This window comes from Herbiconiux sp. L3-i23, from assembly GCF_023734115.1.
In the GTDB taxonomy this organism is placed as follows: Bacteria; Actinomycetota; Actinomycetes; order Actinomycetales; family Microbacteriaceae; genus Naasia.
This window is the reverse complement of record NZ_AP025737.1, coordinates 3,026,408-3,041,892: the sequence shown is the minus strand read 5'-3', so window position 1 is coordinate 3,041,892 and position 15,485 is coordinate 3,026,408. Positions and strand designations below refer to the sequence as shown.

The 15,485-nt window shown below is 68.8% G+C and carries 14 protein-coding genes; 9 read left to right on the top strand and 5 right to left on the bottom strand.

What is annotated here, in order from left to right; translation table 11 throughout:
* Positions 1 to 20: 20 nt before the first annotated feature.
* Positions 21 to 3,953 (top strand): Pls/PosA family non-ribosomal peptide synthetase, encoded by a 3,933-nt coding sequence (locus tag NGH83_RS14545; protein WP_251858545.1) that lies wholly within the window; start codon positions 21 to 23, stop codon positions 3,951 to 3,953.
* Entirely contained in the window at positions 3,950 to 5,278 is a 1,329-nt protein-coding gene (locus NGH83_RS14540) for a M1 family metallopeptidase (protein WP_251856964.1), read from the top strand. The genes NGH83_RS14545 and NGH83_RS14540 overlap by 4 nt, the downstream gene beginning before the upstream one ends.
* Here the strand turns inward: NGH83_RS14540 and NGH83_RS14535 are convergent.
* On the bottom strand, positions 5,275 to 5,958 hold the full coding sequence (locus NGH83_RS14535) for a 4'-phosphopantetheinyl transferase superfamily protein (protein ID WP_251856963.1): 684 nt from the start codon (positions 5,956 to 5,958) through the stop codon (positions 5,275 to 5,277). The genes NGH83_RS14540 and NGH83_RS14535 overlap by 4 nt on opposite strands.
* A 338-nt stretch (positions 5,959 to 6,296) precedes the next feature.
* On the opposite strand from NGH83_RS14535, the gene nrdH reads away from it, so the two are divergent.
* From nrdH to nrdF, 4 genes are read left to right on the top strand one after another with little or no spacing between them, the layout of a single operon-like run.
* Positions 6,297 to 6,530 carry a glutaredoxin-like protein NrdH gene (gene nrdH / locus NGH83_RS14530; RefSeq protein ID WP_251856962.1) on the top strand — a complete coding sequence of 78 codons (234 nt, stop codon included), beginning with the start codon at positions 6,297 to 6,299 and terminating at the stop codon, positions 6,528 to 6,530.
* A 44-nt stretch (positions 6,531 to 6,574) separates the two neighbouring features.
* A complete protein-coding gene (gene nrdI, locus NGH83_RS14525; RefSeq protein ID WP_251856961.1) occupies positions 6,575 to 6,964 on the top strand; it encodes a class Ib ribonucleoside-diphosphate reductase assembly flavoprotein NrdI in 390 nt (129 codons plus the stop codon).
* Positions 6,961 to 9,108: a class 1b ribonucleoside-diphosphate reductase subunit alpha gene (nrdE, locus tag NGH83_RS14520; RefSeq protein ID WP_256470107.1), complete on the top strand. Its 2,148-nt coding sequence runs from the start codon at positions 6,961 to 6,963 to the stop codon at positions 9,106 to 9,108. The genes nrdI and nrdE overlap by 4 nt, the downstream gene beginning before the upstream one ends.
* Before the next feature lie 34 nt (positions 9,109 to 9,142).
* A complete protein-coding gene (gene nrdF, locus NGH83_RS14515) occupies positions 9,143 to 10,117 on the top strand; it encodes a class 1b ribonucleoside-diphosphate reductase subunit beta (protein WP_251856960.1) in 975 nt (324 codons plus the stop codon).
* A 70-nt stretch (positions 10,118 to 10,187) separates the two neighbouring features.
* Here the strand turns inward: nrdF and NGH83_RS14510 are convergent, their stop codons facing one another.
* On the bottom strand, positions 10,188 to 10,778 hold the full coding sequence (locus NGH83_RS14510) for a dihydrofolate reductase family protein (RefSeq protein ID WP_251856959.1): 591 nt from the start codon (positions 10,776 to 10,778) through the stop codon (positions 10,188 to 10,190).
* Between the two features lie 91 nt (positions 10,779 to 10,869).
* Between NGH83_RS14510 and NGH83_RS14505 the strand changes: the two genes are divergently transcribed.
* Positions 10,870 to 11,685, top strand: a complete 816-nt coding sequence (locus NGH83_RS14505) for a hydrolase (protein ID WP_251856958.1) — start codon at positions 10,870 to 10,872, stop codon at positions 11,683 to 11,685.
* Between the two features lie 26 nt (positions 11,686 to 11,711).
* Here the strand turns inward: NGH83_RS14505 and NGH83_RS14500 are convergent, their stop codons facing one another.
* A complete protein-coding gene (locus tag NGH83_RS14500; protein WP_251856957.1) occupies positions 11,712 to 12,791 on the bottom strand; it encodes a spore photoproduct lyase family protein in 1,080 nt (359 codons plus the stop codon).
* Positions 12,792 to 12,883: 92 nt separating this feature from the next.
* Here NGH83_RS14500 and NGH83_RS14495 point away from each other — a divergent pair, with 92 nt between their 5' ends.
* Positions 12,884 to 13,261 carry a Rid family hydrolase gene (locus NGH83_RS14495; RefSeq protein ID WP_251856956.1) on the top strand — a complete coding sequence of 126 codons (378 nt, stop codon included), beginning with the start codon at positions 12,884 to 12,886 and terminating at the stop codon, positions 13,259 to 13,261.
* 89 nt (positions 13,262 to 13,350) lie between these two features.
* Here the strand turns inward: NGH83_RS14495 and NGH83_RS14490 are convergent, their stop codons facing one another.
* Together NGH83_RS14490 and NGH83_RS14485 are read right to left on the bottom strand one after the other, a co-directional pair.
* The gene (locus NGH83_RS14490; protein ID WP_251856955.1) at positions 13,351 to 14,049 is read right to left on the bottom strand and encodes a GNAT family N-acetyltransferase; all 699 of its coding nucleotides are present in this window, start codon (positions 14,047 to 14,049) and stop codon (positions 13,351 to 13,353) included.
* 136 nt (positions 14,050 to 14,185) lie between these two features.
* Positions 14,186 to 15,022, bottom strand: coding sequence for an exodeoxyribonuclease III (locus NGH83_RS14485; RefSeq protein ID WP_251856954.1), 837 nt, complete (start codon positions 15,020 to 15,022; stop codon positions 14,186 to 14,188).
* A gap of 93 nt (positions 15,023 to 15,115) precedes the next feature.
* Between NGH83_RS14485 and NGH83_RS14480 the strand changes: the two genes are divergently transcribed.
* A complete protein-coding gene (locus NGH83_RS14480; RefSeq protein WP_251856953.1) occupies positions 15,116 to 15,400 on the top strand; it encodes a hypothetical protein in 285 nt (94 codons plus the stop codon).
* The last annotated feature ends 85 nt before the right edge of the window (positions 15,401 to 15,485 follow it).

Below are 15,485 nucleotides of genomic sequence, written 5' to 3'. Positions count from 1 at the left end.
AGGCGACGGAGGACCCGGACATCGACGACAGCACGAGCATCCTCCGGGGTGCAGGTCCGACGCCCGCGCCGCGCACCCTGCTCGACATCCTCCGATCGACGGCGAAAGCGCATCCCGAATCCTCGGCTCTCGAAGACGACCGCGGGGCGCTCAGCTACCGCGAGCTGATCGCCGAGGTCGACGCGGTCGCCGCCGCGCTGCACGGTGCGGGGGTCGGCCGGGGCGACCGTGTCGGAGTGCGCATGGTTTCCGGCCGCCGGGAGCTCTACCTCTCCATCCTCGGAGTCCTCGCGGCCGGTGCCGCCTACGTGCCCGTCGATGTCGACGATCCCGACGAACGGGCCCTCCTCGTCTTCGGCGAAGCGGGCGTCACCGGGGTGATCCTCGGCGGCGGCGACTTCGTGCCGAGCGAACCGGGACGAGGCGCGACGCCTCTCTTCTCCGAGCGGGACCGCCGTGGCGTCGTGTCCGTGTCCGCCCCAGAGGTCGGCGACGACGCCTGGATCATCTTCACCTCCGGCTCGACGGGAACCCCGAAGGGCGTCGCGGTGACGCACCGCTCGGCCGCCGCCTTCGTCGACGCCGAAGCCGGGATGTTCCTCCAAGACGCGCCGCTGGGGCCCGGCGACCGGGTCCTCGCCGGTCTCTCGGTGGCCTTCGACGCGTCGTGCGAGGAGATGTGGCTCGCCTGGAGGCACGGCGCCTGCCTGGTGCCCGCGCCGCGCGACCTCGTGCGCAGTGGGATGGACCTCGGCCCGTGGCTGACCACCCGGCGCATCAACGTCGTCTCGACCGTGCCCACGCTCGCCGCCCTGTGGCCGGCCGAATCGCTCGAGAACGTGCGGCTCCTCATCTTCGGCGGCGAGGCCTGCCCTCCCGAGCTCGCGGACCGCCTCGCCACCGACGACCGCGAGGTGTGGAACACCTACGGTCCGACCGAGGCGACGGTCGTCGCCTGCGGCGCCCGCCTCTTCCCCGGCCGGCCGGTCCGCATCGGTCTGCCGCTCGACGGGTGGGAGCTCGCGGTCGTCGACCCCGACGGGCAGCCGGTCGCCGACGGCGGGATCGGCGAACTGGTCATCGGTGGTGTCGGGCTCGCCCGCTACCTCGATCCCGCGAAGGATGCCGAGAAGTACGCCCCGGCGCCGACCCTCGGCTGGGATCGCGCCTACCGCAGCGGCGACCTCGTCCGCTTCGATCGCGAGGGGCTGATCTTCCAGGGGCGCGCCGATGATCAGGTGAAGGTCGGCGGGCGGCGCATCGAGCTCGGCGAGGTCGAGAACGCGCTGCAGAATCTTCCGGGCGTCTCCGGTGCCGCCGCCGCGGTGCGCACCACCGCCGCCGGGCACCAGGTGCTGGTCGGCTATCTCGCCCTCCCCGATCCGCTCGCCTTCGACCGCGCCGACGCCCTCACCCGCCTCCGCAGCGAACTCCCCGCGGCGCTCGTGCCCGTGCTCGCCGTCGTCGACTCGCTGCCCGTCCGCACCTCCGGCAAGGTCGACCGGGCGGCGCTGCCGTGGCCGCTGCCTGCCGAACCCGGGGCCGAGTCGGCCGATGAGGACGAATCCTGGCTGCGGGCGGAGTGGCAGATCGTGCTCGGTGTGCCCGTCGACGGCCCCGACGCCAACTTCTTCGACCTCGGCGGCGGCTCGCTCGCGGCCGCCGGTCTCGTCGCCCGCCTCCGCGAACGCGACCCCGAGTTCGCGGTCGCCGAGATCTACGCCCACCCGCGCTTCGGCGCGATGCTCGACTACCTCCGATCTCGCGCGTCGACCGTGGCCGCGCCCGTCGAGGTCGAAAGGGTCGACCCGGTGCCGGTGCGCGCCCAGGTGCTGCAGACCATCTCCAGCGTGCTCATCCGCACCGTCGAGGGCCTGCGCTACCTCGTCTATCTCCTGGCGGCGGGCACGCTGCTCGCGCCACTCGGCTTCGACTTCCTGCCGCAGGCCTCCTGGTGGCTGCTCGCGCCCGCCTTCGTCCTGCTCGGCACGCCGTTCGGGCGGATGGCGATCGCGGTCGTCGCCGCCCGGCTGCTGCTTCTCGGCGTGCGTGCGGGCGACCATCCGCGCGGCGGATCGGTGCATCTGCGCCTCTGGGCCGCCGAATCGATCGCGGCGGCGGTCGGCGCCGCCTCCCTCGCCGGAGCGCCATGGATCGTCTACTACGCGCGGGCGTTGGGGGCGAAGATCGGCGACGACGCCGACCTCCACTCGCTGCCGCCCATCACCGGCATGCTGAGCGTCGGCGCACACGCTTCGATCGAGCCCGAGGTCGACCTGTCGGGGTGGTGGATCGACGGCGACACCCTCCGACTCGGAGCGATCCGCATCGGTGCCGATGCCCGGGTCGGCGCCCGATCGACCCTCCTCCCCGGCACGCGCATCGGCAAGCGGGCGGAGATCGATCCCGGATCCGCGGTCTTCGGCCGGGTGCGGGCGGGACAGCGGTGGGCGGGGTCGCCGGCGGCGCGCATCGGGTCGGCGGAGCCGTGGTGGCCCGCCGAGCGTCCCGCGCGCCGCCGGCGGTGGATCGCCGCCTACGCGGGCGCTTCGGTCGGTATCTCGCTGGTGCCGGTGCTCGCGCTGATCGCGGGAGCCGCCGTGATCCTCGCCGCGGTGCGCCCGGCACCCGACGCCGCCGCTGCGTTAGGCCCTGCGCTGCTCGCCGTGGCACCCGCGGTACTGGTCGCCGGCGCCGTGCTCGCCGCTCTCGTCGTCGGACTGGTCCGCCTGCTCGGCATCGGTCTGTCGGAGGGCGTGTTCCCCGTCCGCGGCCGCGTCGGGTGGCAGGTGTGGGCGACCGAGCGGCTGCTCGACCTCTCGCGCACTCTGCTCTTCCCGCTCTATTCGGGGTGGTTCACCCCGACGTGGTTGCGTCTGCTCGGCGCGCAGGTCGGCCGCGACGTCGAAGCGTCGACCGTGCTGCTCATCCCCGCGATGACCACGGTGAAGGACGGCGCCTTCCTCGCCGACGACACCATGGTCGCGGGCTACGACCTGGGCGGCGGCTACGTGCGCGTCGCTCGCGCCGAAGTCGGCAAGCGGGCCTTCGTCGGCAACTCCGGCATGGCGGGCGCCGGCCACATCGTGCCGAAGGACGGCCTGGTCGCGGTGCTGTCGTCGGCGCCGGTGAAGAGCAAGCCGGGGTCGTCGTGGATGGGGTCCCCGCCGGTGCGGCTGCGCCGCACGCCCACCGAGGGGGAGGCGTCGCGCACCTACCGGCCGACCCCGTCGCTGCGTCTGGCCCGGGGCGGATGGGAAGCGCTGCGCATCGTCCCCGTGTTCGCGTCGTGGGCCATCGGCGTGCTCGCGGTCGCCGCCCTGGTCGGGCTCGCCACCGTGTCGCCCTGGCTCGCCGCGCTGCTCTCGGGCCTCGTCCTGATCGGCGCCGGGGCCGCTGCCGCGGCCGTGACGACCGCGGCGAAGTGGCTGCTCGTCGGTCGCATCCGCGCGGGCGAGCACCCGCTGTGGTCGTCGTTCATCTGGCGCAGCGAACTCGCCGACACCTTCGTCGAGACGGTCGCCGCCCCGTGGTTCGCGAACAGTGCGGGCGGCACGCCGGCGCTCGTCTGGTGGCTGCGGAGCCTCGGTGCGCGCATCGGGGCGGGGGTCTGGTGCGAGACCTACTGGCTGCCCGAGGCGGACCTCGTGACGCTGGGAGCCGGCTCCAGTGTGGGGCGCGGATGCGTCGTTCAGACGCATCTGTTCCATGATCGGATCATGACGATCGACGAAGCAGTACTCGAGCCCGGCGCCACGCTCGGTCCGCACAGCGTCGTGCTGCCCGCCGCGACGGTGGGACGCTCGGCGGTGGTCGGTCCCGCGTCCCTCGTCATGCGCGGCGAACTCGTGCCGCAGGGCACCAGGTGGAGCGGCAATCCGATCGGTCCGTGGCGGGAGGTGCGGGTGCGCGAGTACCGCGATGCATCGGCCCGGTCGGCTCGGACGGCGTGACCGGCGCGTCCGCCTCGTCGCCGGTGGACGGCTATCTGCCCGGCATGGGCGACGACGGCTACCACGTGGTCGGCTACGACCTCGATCTCGACTACCGGGTCCGCGGCAACCGGTTGCAGGCCGTCGCGCGACTGACGATCCTCCCTCGGCGGACGGTCGACGAGCTCTCGCTCGACTTCTCCGGACTTCGGGTCGCGAAGGTCACCATCGACGGCGAGCGCCCGGCCGGTGTGAGGCACACCGGTCACAAGCTCGTCCTGCGCCCGGCGACCCCGTTGCCCGACGGCGAGAAGGTCGTCGTCGTCGTCGAGTACTGGGGTTCTCCCGCTCCGCGCCGGTCCCCGTGGGGCCCGCTCGGCTGGGAGGAGCTCGAGGACGGGGTGCTCGTGGCCGCCCAGCCCTCGGGCGCGTCGACCTGGTTCCCCTGCAACGACCATCCGGCCGAGAAGTCCGCATATCGGATCCGCATCCGCACCGACGCCGGATACGACGCGGTCGCGAACGGCTACCTCCGCGAATCCTCCGACCGGGGCGGCCGGATCTCGCGGCTCTACGAGCAGCCCGAGCCGACCAGCGCCTATCTCGCGACCGTGCAGATCGGACGCTACGTGTCTCGACGCGACGACGTCGACGGAGTGGGGGTGCGCATCGTGCATCCGACGGCTCTGCTGCGCCGCGTCGAGCACGATTTCGCCCCCCTGCCCGAGATGATCCGCCACTTCTCCTCGCGCTTCGGGCCCTACCCGTTCGAGCAGTTCACCGCTGTCGTCACCGCCGATCCGCTCGAGATCCCCCTTGAGGCGCAGTCGATGGCCATCTTCGGGGCGAACCACGTCGACGGACGGTCCGGTTCCGAGCGCCTCATCGCGCACGAGCTCGCCCACCAGTGGTTCGGCAACAGTGTGGGCGTCGCGCAATGGCGGGACATCTGGCTGAACGAGGGCTTCGCCTGCTACGCGGAGTGGGTCTGGTCGGAGCACGCCGGCGGACCGACCGCCGACGCGCTGGCGCGCCGCTTCGCGGTGGCGCTGCGCTCACTGCCGGCCGACATCCTGATCGGCGACCCCGGCAGCGCAGACATGTTCGACGACCGCGTCTACAAGCGAGGCGCGCTCACGCTGCACGCTCTCCGCCTGACGATCGGCGACGACGCCTTCTGGGCGCTGGTGCAGGAGTGGACGCGGTCGCACCGGCACGGCGTCGCCTCCACCGCCGACTTCGTCGAGCTCGCCGGGCGGCACGGCCTCGACGGGCACGGGTCGGGCGCCGCGGCGTTCTTCGACCTCTGGCTGTTCCGCACGGCTCTGCCCCGGTTGCCGCGCTAGCCCGACGGCGGGTCGATCGCGAGCGCCACGGCGAGGTGGTGAGTCGCGAGGAGTGCGGGCTCGACGAGCCGGTAGCGTCGCCGATCGCTTCCGATGGTGGCGTGGACCCCCTCGGCGTCCTCGATCACGGCCACCGCGAGCGGGTCGACCCGCAGCCCGCGGCCGTCGGCCTTCAGCACCGCTTCCGCGCGGGTCCACTCGGCGAGTGTCGAGAACCCGTCGGGCATCGCCGGGACGCCGGCATCGCTTCGGGCCTCGAGGTCGATGCCGATCGCGCGGCCGGTCGCGGCGGCGACCGCCGTGACCCCCTGGGAATGGCTCACCGACAGGGACAGGTGGCGGAGCGCGACGGGATGCGTCACCCGCGGACGGCCGTGCAGTCCGCCGCAGGTCTCGCACCGCGCCGAGAGAGCGAGTTCCCCCGGGTCCTCGCCGAGCTGCGCGACGGCGTGGCGGAGCAGCAGCCGACCGGCGCGGTAAGCGGGCCTGCGGTCGGACGGGGTCGACTCGTCGCGGATGCGTTCTTCGAGGCCGAGCCGATCGACAGAGCCACCCGCGAGATCGGCGTCGGGCGCGACGCAGACCGCCACCCCGGCCAGTCGCCACGTGACGAGGCCGTCGGCCCCGGCGTCGCCGCCCAGGTCCTCGCGTCTTCCGCTCGTTCCGACGACACGACTCATCCCGACCACAAGACATTGTGTCCATGTGGGGGCGACACGCCGCCGAAACGCCCTCCACAGATACTGACCCCTGTGGACAAACCTGTCCCCAGCAGGAAGAAAGCCCTGACCGAAGGGCAGGTTCCTTCCACAGAGGGGGCGCCGAGGTGCGACACGCCGACCACATCATCTTGTGGTCCCATCCAATGTCGGTGCGCATATGTAGTATCGATCTGCGGCTGGGGAGCCGCTGTCCGGTCGGCTGATCGGGCATACGGGTGGAGTCCGAGATGTTGTACCTGAAGACACCTGTCGAAGGTTCGGCAGCTCGGACACCAAAGGGGAGAGAGGCGCCCAGAGTGGCCATCACCGTCTACAGCAAGCCGTCTTGCGTTCAGTGCACCGCGACCTACCGCGCGCTCGACAAGAAGGGTCTCGAGTACGAGATCTTCGATGTGTCGATCGACGAGAAGGCGCTTCAGGCAGTCAAGGAGCTCGGCTACATGCAGGCTCCCGTCGTCGTGACCGACGACGACCACTGGTCCGGCTTCCGCCCCGACCGCATCGAGGAGCTCGCCGCGAAGATCGCGTGACCCTCGGGTCCCGCGTCGCGAGCGTCCATCACGAGGCCACAGTCATGAACGAGGTCGTGTATTTCTCGAGCGCATCGGGCAACACGCACCGATTCGCCGAGAAGCTCGACCTGCCGGCACGGCGCATCCCGCTCTACGCGCGGGATGAGCCGTTGCTGGTCGATCGGCCCTACGTGCTGATCGTGCCGACCTACGGAGGCGGCAACGGCAACGGGGCGGTGCCCAAGCAGGTCATCCGCTTCCTCAACAACGAGAGCAATCGCGCTCTCATCCGCGGCGTCATCGGCGCCGGCAACACCAACTTCGGTGAGACATACGGACTCGCGGGCGACATCATCGCCGCGAAGTGCGCGGTGCCCCACCTCTACCGCTTCGAACTTTTCGGAACCCCCGACGACGTGCGCGTCGTCAGGGAAGGAATGGAGACCCTGTGAGCACGACACTGCCCGCCCCCACGGTGGCGCCGGTTCAGCTCGACTACCACACGCTGAACGCGATGCTGAACCTGTACGACGCGAACGGTCAGATCCAGTTCGACGCCGACCGACAGGCCGCTCGTCAGTACTTCCTGCAGCACGTCAACCAGAACACGGTCTTCTTCCACAGCCTCAAGGAGCGTCTCGACTACCTGGTCGAGAACGACTACTACGAGAAGGCCGTGCTCGACCAGTACGCGTTCGACTTCATCGCCGCGCTCAACGACCGCGCGTACGCCGCGAAGTTCCGCTTCTCGACCTTCCTCGGCGCGTTCAAGTACTACACCAGCTACACGCTGAAGACCTTCGACGGCACCCGCTACCTCGAGCGCTTCGAGGACCGCGTCGTCATGACCGCGCTGACCCTCGCCGCCGGCAACGAGCAGCTCGCGAACGAACTCGTCGACGAGATGGTCTCGGGCCGCTTCCAGCCCGCGACCCCCACTTTCCTCAACGCCGGCAAGGCCCAGCGCGGCGAGCTGGTCTCCTGCTTCCTGCTCCGTCTCGAAGACGACATGGAGTCGATCGGCCGCGGCATCAACTCCGCGCTGCAGCTCAGCAAGCGCGGTGGCGGCGTGGCCCTGCTGCTCAGCAACATCCGCGAGTACGGCGCCCCGATCAAGAAGATCGAGAACCAGTCGTCCGGTGTCATCCCCGTGATGAAGCTCCTCGAGGACTCCTTCTCCTACGCCAACCAGCTCGGTGCCCGCCAGGGTGCCGGCGCGGTGTACCTGTCGGCCCACCACCCCGACATCATGCGCTTCCTCGACACCAAGCGTGAGAACGCCGACGAGAAGATCCGCATCAAGACCCTCTCGCTCGGTGTCGTCATCCCCGACATCACCTTCGAGCTCGCGAAGAACAACGAGCCGATGTACCTGTTCTCGCCGTACGACGTCGAGCGCATCTACGGCAAGCCGTTCGCCGACATCTCGGTCAGCGAGAAGTACCGGGAGATGGTCGACAACCCCGGCATCCGCAAGACCAAGATCAACGCCCGCGAGTTCTTCCAGACCCTCGCGGAGCTGCAGTTCGAGTCGGGCTACCCGTACGTCGTGTTCGAGGACACGGTCAACAAGGAGAACCCGATCGAGGGCCGGATCAACATGAGCAACCTCTGCTCCGAGATCCTGCAGGTCAACACCCCGAGCACCCTCGGCGAGGACCTCGGCTACCTCGAGACCGGCAAGGACATCTCCTGCAACCTGGGCTCGATGAACATCGCCCTCGCGATGGACGGCGGCAACCTCGGCCGCACGGTCGAGACCGCGATCCGCGCGCTCACGGCCGTCTCGGTCGCGAGCGACATCCAGGCCGTCCCCTCGGTCGCCGCCGGCAACCGCCGCAGCCACGCGATCGGCCTCGGCCAGATGAACCTGCACGGCTACCTCGCCCGCGAGCACATCCACTACGGCAGCGACGAGGGCATTGACTTCACGAACATCTACTTCTACTCGGTCCTTTTCCACGCGCTGCGCGCCTCGAACAACCTGTCGATCGAGACGGGGTCGACGTTCGACAACTTCGAGAACTCGAAGTACGCGTCGGGCGAGTTCTTCGACAAGTACACGAACCAGGTCTGGGCTCCCGCCACCGAGCGCGTTGCCCAGCTGTTCGCGAACGCCGGCATCGAGATCCCCACCCAGTCCGACTGGGAGGCTCTCAAGGCGAGCGTCATGGAGCACGGCATCTACAACCAGAACCTCCAGGCGGTGCCGCCGACCGGGTCGATCAGCTACATCAACAACTCGACCTCGTCGATCCACCCGATCGCCTCGAAGATCGAGATCCGCAAGGAAGGCAAGCTGGGTCGCGTCTACTACCCGGCGCCGTTCATGACGAACGAGAACCTGGACTACTACCAGGACGCGTACGAGATCGGCCCCGAGAAGATCATCGACACCTACGCTGCGGCGACGCAGCACGTCGACCAGGGGCTGTCGCTGACGCTGTTCTTCAAGGACACCGCCACCACCCGCGACGTGAACAAGGCCCAGATCTACGCGTGGAAGAAGGGCATCAAGACCATCTACTACGTCCGCATCCGTCAGATGGCGCTCGAGGGCACCGAGGTCGAGGGCTGCGTCAGCTGCATGCTGTGACGCCCGCCGACCCTCTCACACACGAACGAAGAAGATGACCGAGAAGCTGAAGCTCATCGATCGCGTGAGCGCGATCAACTGGAACCGCATCCACGACGATAAGGACCTCGAGGTCTGGAACCGTCTGACGAACAACTTCTGGCTGCCCGAGAAGGTGCCGATCTCGAACGACGTGCAGTCGTGGGCGCGGCTGAAGCCCGAAGAGCGCGAACTCACCATGCGCGTCTTCACCGGCCTCACCCTGCTCGACACCATCCAGGGCACGGTCGGCGCGGTGTCGCTGATCCCCGACGCGATCACCCCGCACGAGGAGGCGGTCTACACGAACATCGCGTTCATGGAGTCGGTGCACGCGAAGAGCTACTCGCAGATCTTCTCGACCCTCGCGTCGTCGCGCGAGATCGACGAGGCGTTCCGCTGGTCGGAGGAGAACGAGTTCCTGCAGAAGAAGGCGGCGATCGTCCTCGAGTACTACCACGGTGACGATCCGCTGAAGCGCAAGGTCGCCTCGACGCTGCTCGAGTCGTTCCTGTTCTACTCGGGCTTCTACCTGCCGATGTACTGGTCGAGCCGCGCGCAGCTCACCAACACCGCCGACATGATCCGCCTCATCATCCGTGACGAGGCCGTGCACGGCTACTACATCGGGTACAAGTTCCAGAAGGGGCTCGAGAAGGTCTCCGAGTCGAAGCGCGAGGAGATCAAGGACTACACCTTCTCGCTGCTGTACGAGCTCTACGACAACGAAGCCGCGTACACCGAGAGCCTCTACGACACCGTCGGCCTCTCCGAGGACGTCAAGAAGTTCCTGCACTACAACGCGAACAAGGCGCTGATGAACCTCGGCTACGAGTCGCTCTTCCCGAGCACCGTGACCGACGTCAACCCGGCGATCCTCTCCGCGCTGTCGCCCAACGCCGACGAGAATCACGACTTCTTCAGCGGTTCGGGCTCCAGCTACGTCATCGGCAAGGCGGTCGCCACCGAGGACGAGGACTGGGAGTTCTAAGCGCGTTCGAGCGTTCACTTGAAGGAGCCCCTGCCGACCACCGGGTCGGCGGGGGCTTCGTCGTTCCGCGTCACTCCTGGCGGTCGCCGACGCCGTAGCGGAGTGCGACGAGCTGCGAACCGTCGAGGACGTCCGCCCCGAGCAGGTGCAGAGGTGCGCGAGCGCCGTCGTAGACCTTCGACCCGTCACCGAGCAGGGCCGCCCCGACCAAGACGATGAGTTCGTCGACGACTCCCGCCTCGAGCAGCGGGTTCCACGTGGTGGAGCTGCCGAACATGAGCAGGGTGCCGCCGCCGCCCTGCTTGCGGCGAGTGATTTCCGCCACAGCGTCGGCTCGGGCGACGACCGCGGCAGCCGATGCCCATGGGGCGTCCGGATCGATCGTCATCGAGTCGCTGATGATGAGTATCTCCTTCGACAGCACCTGGGCGGCGATGTCCCGGTCACGCTCGCCCTGGCTCGGATCGGCGGCGACGTCCGACCAGTGCTCCCAGTTGTCGCGGAACCAGGTACTGCCGTACACGAGGGTGTCGGCCTCGCGGAGCAGGCGGAGATTGTGGTCGTTGAACGCGTCCTCGAACGGCATACCGTCGAGCCGCTTGTCGGGCCCCTCGTAGTAGCCGTCCAGCGAGGTGAGCACGGAGACGATCAGTTTTCGCATGGCTCGGAAGCTAATGGTCGACGCTGAAGGCTTGCGGTGCGTCGTTCCCTGGCTCGACGATGAGTGTGGCGAGGATGCGAGGAGCGTATCGATGAGGTTCTGGATCTGCGCGACCTGCGGCGTCGAGCACGCCGAGCGGACCGCCGTGTGCGACATCTGCGCCGACGAGCGCCAATGGGTGCCCGAGTCCGGTCAGAAGTGGACGACCCTCGAGGAGCTCGCCGCCCGCGGCGAGCAGACCCGCGTCGTCGACCTCGAGCCGGGACTGATCGGCATCACCTCCTCGCCGAACGTCGGCATCGGACAGTGGTCGAAACTGGTGACCACTGCCGAGGGCTCGGTGCTCTGGGATCCGATCGGCTACCTCGACGACAGCGCCGTCGAGCGCATCGCCTCGCACGGGCCCGTCCTCGCGATCGCGGCCAGCCACCCGCACATGTACGGGGTGCAGGTCGAGTGGAGTCGGCGGCTCGGTGACGCTCCCGTACTCATCGCCGAGGCCGACGCGCACTGGGTGCGGCGGGACGACCCCGTCATCGAGATCTGGAGCGGAGAAGTCGAGATCGCGCCCGGCCTCACGCTGCATCAAATCGGCGGGCATTTCCCCGGCAGCGCGGTGCTGCAGTGGCGCGACGGCGCGGAGGGTCGAGGTGCACTACTCGTCGGCGACACCATTTTCCCGAATCCGGACCGTACATCGGTGAGCTTCATGCGCAGCTACCCGAACCGCATCCCGCTCTCGGGACCGGTCGCGCTCCGCATCGCCGACTCTCTGAACCGGCTCGACTTCGACCGGCTCTACGGCAACTTCGACAACGTCATCGCGGACAGCGCCAAGCAGGTCATCTCGACCTCGGCCGAGCGTCACGCCGCCTGGGCGCGCGGCGACTTCGACGACTTGACCTGACGCCGTACAGCACAGCACCGCACCGCTCAGAATGCGTAGCGGATGCGGCAGTAGGGGGCGATGCTCGCCACCAGCGCGGTTAAGTCGTCGATGTGTCGCCTCTTCATCTCGGCCCGGTAGCGGACGTTGACCATGCCGTTCTGCGACAGCTTCTGCTCCTGCAGGTCGGGACGCCACAGCAGGTCCTCGGCCTTCGGGTGCCAGCCCAGGTTCACCTCGTGCAGACGCTCGTTGTGGGTGAGGAAGATCACCTCGGCGGCGAGCTGCGCCTTCGAGGGCTCGGTCAACGTGTCGTCGAGCTCGTGCAGGAGCTCCGCCCAGGCCTCCATCCACCCGGGCGCGATGATCACGGGGGCGAAGTTGACGTGCACTTCGTAGCCCGCCTCGACGAAGTCGTTGATCGCCGCGATGCGCTCGGCCACCGGCGAGGTGCGGATGTCGGTCACCTTCGCGATGTCGTGCGGCATCAGGGAGAAGCGGATGCGGGTGCGGCCGAGCGGATCCCAATCGAGGAGGTCTCGGTTGACGTATTTCGTGGCGAACGAGGCCTTGGCGGTCGGAGTCATGCGGAACAGCTCGCAGAGGTCTCGCACGTTGTCGCTCAGCATCGCGTCGACGGAGCAGTCGCTGTTCTCGCCGATGTCGTAAACCCACGCTTCGGGGTCGCACTGGTTCGGCTCGGTCTTCGGGCCCTGCTTGTGCACGTGCCGCGCGAGGTGCCGGGTGACCTGCTCGATGTTGGTGAACACGGTCACGGGGTTGCTGTACCCCTTGCGGCGCGGCACGTAGCAGTAGGCGCACGCCATCGCGCAGCCGTTCGCGGTCGATGGAGCGATGAAGTCGGCCGATCGGCCGTTCGGCCGGGTGACGACCGATTTCTTCACCCCCAGCACCAGCGCCTCGGACTTGATACGCACCCACCGCGAGACGTTCCGCTCATCCCCGTGCACTTCGGGGATCTGCCAGTGCGACTCGACCGGCACGACCTCGGCGTCGGGCCACCGGGCCAGGATCTCTTGTCCCCGTGGCGACTCGGCCGCCGCCGGCTCGGCGTAGATCCGGTGGATGTCGACCAGCGCTCGCCGTCGGTCGACCTGTGCGCTCATCCCTCTGGTCTACCAGCCGCCCCCGACAGAGGGCGTCAGGAGCGGCGGCGGCAGTGCCGGTAGCCTACGCAGGACGTCCACGAGAGGGAGACATGCAGCGACGGCGATTGTCCTCGGGTTATCGGTTCGAGGAGGAGTACGGCTACTCCCGTGCCGTGCGCGCCGGCGACCACATCTACGTCTCCGGTACGACGGCGCGGGGCGATGCCCTCGAGGGTGATACCGCGACGCAGATGGTGGACGCGCTCGAGCACATCGCGGCGGCGCTCGCCGAACTCGGTTCGTCGCTCGACGATGTGGTGCGCTGCGTCGTGTACCTCGTCGACCTCGGCGACTACGACCTGATCGCCCCTGTCCACGCGCGCGCCTTCGGTGTGGCCCGGCCTGCGAGCACTCTGCTGCAGGTCGACGCGATGGTGCCGGCGACGGCGCGCATCGAGATCGAGGTCACCGCGGTGGCCGCGGCCTGACGCCCAGCGCGAGGTGCCCACTTCTGCGGGTGTTTCAGCGCTCAGACCCGCAGATCTGGGCGCCTCGACAGCGCTGGCGAGACGGGGTGCTACTCGGCGATGGGTTGCGGCCAGACTATCGGGATCTGACCGGTCGTCACGCGCTCGGTCTCGTCGGTGAGGTACGCCAGAGCGGGCCTGCTGTCGAAGCGCTCGCGGGTCAGCAGCATCCGCTGCGGGTCGCCGACGAAGCCGAGCCGTTTCGCGAGCGCGATCGAGCGCTCGTTCTTCTCGTGGATGACCGCCGTGATCTCGCAGGCCCCGAGGTGCTCGAACGCGAAGATCGCCAGCGCGGCGGCCGCCTCCGTCGCGTAGCCGTGGCGTCCGTGCGCGGGGTTGAGCACCCAGCCCATCTCGACGATCTTCGAGTGCACATCGCGCAGGTGCAGCGAGACGTCGCCGATGACCTGGCCCTCGCGCTCCACCGCGAGCGCGAGGAAGTCGTCGGCCTGCAGCAGCACGGTGTGACGGGTGCGGTGCTTCAGGTGGCGACGCGACTCGACGGCGTTCCTGACCGGCCAGTCGAGGTACCGCACGACGTCGGGGTTCGATTGGATCTGCAGCCAGTCGCCCGCATCCTTCATCTCGTGCGGACGCAGCCGCAGCCGCTCGGTCGCCACGATCGGCGCGACCGCCGGCTTCGGCAGGCGCGGGCCACGCAGGAACCGCGGACGACGCAAGCCGAGCATCGAGCGCGTGTTGCTGATGATTTCGCGCAGGTGCGGGGTTTCGAGGCGGTGAGCAGGCATGACGGGCGAGAAGGACTGTGGTCGAGTGACGGCCATACGGCAGGACCGTACGCGACCGAACCGGAGGAATCATGGGTCGAAATGTGAGAGCTCTGTGAATCACGAGGCTCCCCGGGGTGGCATCTCCCCGGACGCGTCAGAAGATCATCGGGCGGTCGTCGTCGAGGCTCGTCGGCACATCGAGGTCGACCACGACCGGCACGTGGTCGCTCGGGGCGGTTCCCTTGCGCTCGTTGCGGTGGATGCTCGCGTCGGTGACGAGGTCGGCGAACGGCTTCGATCCGAGGATGAAGTCGATGCGCATGCCCTCGTTGCGGGGGAAGCGGAGCTGCTTGTAGTCCCAGTACGTGTACCCCACGGGCACCCTGTCGCGGACGACGTCGGTGAGGCCGAGCTCGCCGAACGCTGCGAACGCCGCGCGCTCGGGTGCGGTCACATGCGTCGAGCCCTCGAAGACGGACATGTCCCACACGTCCTCGTCGGTCGGGGCGATGTTCCAGTCGCCCATCAGCGCCAGCGGGACATCGGAGTGGGCGGCGAGCCACGCCGTCGTCTCGGCGGCGAGGCGACCGAGCCAGTCGAGCTTGTAGTCGTAGTGCGGGTCGCCGATCGCGCGACCGTTCGGGACGTACAGGCTCCAGAGGCGAAGGCCTTCGACGGTCACCCCGAGCGCACGCGCCTCGACGGGGAGCGAGCCGTCCTCATGCGGCTTGCCGAATCCGGGGATGTGCTGGAACCCCTGCTCGACGTCCGTCATCGGCAGTCGGCTCGCGAACGCGACGCCGTTCCACTGGTTGGCGCCGTGGATCTCGAGCTCGTATCCGGCGTCGTGGAACTGCTGCACCGGGAACTGTTCGGGCTTGCACTTGATCTCCTGCATGCCCAGAACGTCGATGTCCTCGCGCACCAGCCAGTCGACCACGCGGTCGACTCGTGCTCGGATCGAATTCACGTTCCACGTGGCCACCCGCATGGCTCCACGATATCCACTCGCGCCGACACCCCCGACCGAGTGGCACACGCAGTGGGGCTGCCGCCGTCAGGTCGTGCGCGATTGGCTTGTCCCATGGCGCTCACCGACATCTACAAGAAGACTCCGGCGTACCGGATGATCAACAGCCGCAGCGCGAAGACCCTGCTGACCATCAGCTGGGTCCTCTACGCGGCGGCCGTCCTCGACCTCGCCCGCGGCATCGTGCTCATCGCGACCTGGCGTGGCGGGCCGGACCTGTTCTACGGCATCGTGTCCCTGCTCGCCCTCGTCTACCTGCCCTGGGTCGCGACGCTGCTGCGCCGCATGGCCAAGGAGAAGCAGGCCGAGGCCGACCTCGCGGGTACCGACGCCGCCTGATCCTCCGAGACGACACTCCTCGGATCCGACCCTCCCCCGTCACGCGCTCCCCGCCGTGACGGGGGAGTTCCATTTCAGGGCGGCG

Excerpts from the sequence above, each read along its gene's own strand:
- nrdI (WP_251856961.1), top strand. The coding sequence starts at position 6,575 with ATGAACGAGGTCGTGTATTTCTCGAGCGCATCGGGCAACACGCACCGA.
- nrdF (WP_251856960.1), top strand. The coding sequence starts at position 9,143 with ATGACCGAGAAGCTGAAGCTCATCGATCGCGTGAGCGCGATCAACTGG.
- NGH83_RS14500 (WP_251856957.1), bottom strand. The coding sequence starts at position 12,791 with ATGAGCGCACAGGTCGACCGACGGCGAGCGCTGGTCGACATCCACCGG.
- NGH83_RS14480 (WP_251856953.1), top strand. The coding sequence starts at position 15,116 with ATGGCGCTCACCGACATCTACAAGAAGACTCCGGCGTACCGGATGATC.
- NGH83_RS14505 (WP_251856958.1), top strand. The coding sequence starts at position 10,870 with ATGAGGTTCTGGATCTGCGCGACCTGCGGCGTCGAGCACGCCGAGCGG.
- NGH83_RS14510 (WP_251856959.1), bottom strand. The coding sequence starts at position 10,778 with ATGCGAAAACTGATCGTCTCCGTGCTCACCTCGCTGGACGGCTACTAC.
- NGH83_RS14485 (WP_251856954.1), bottom strand. The coding sequence starts at position 15,022 with ATGCGGGTGGCCACGTGGAACGTGAATTCGATCCGAGCACGAGTCGAC.
- NGH83_RS14490 (WP_251856955.1), bottom strand. The coding sequence starts at position 14,049 with ATGCCTGCTCACCGCCTCGAAACCCCGCACCTGCGCGAAATCATCAGC.
- NGH83_RS14535 (WP_251856963.1), bottom strand. The coding sequence starts at position 5,958 with ATGAGTCGTGTCGTCGGAACGAGCGGAAGACGCGAGGACCTGGGCGGC.
- NGH83_RS14495 (WP_251856956.1), top strand. The coding sequence starts at position 12,884 with ATGCAGCGACGGCGATTGTCCTCGGGTTATCGGTTCGAGGAGGAGTAC.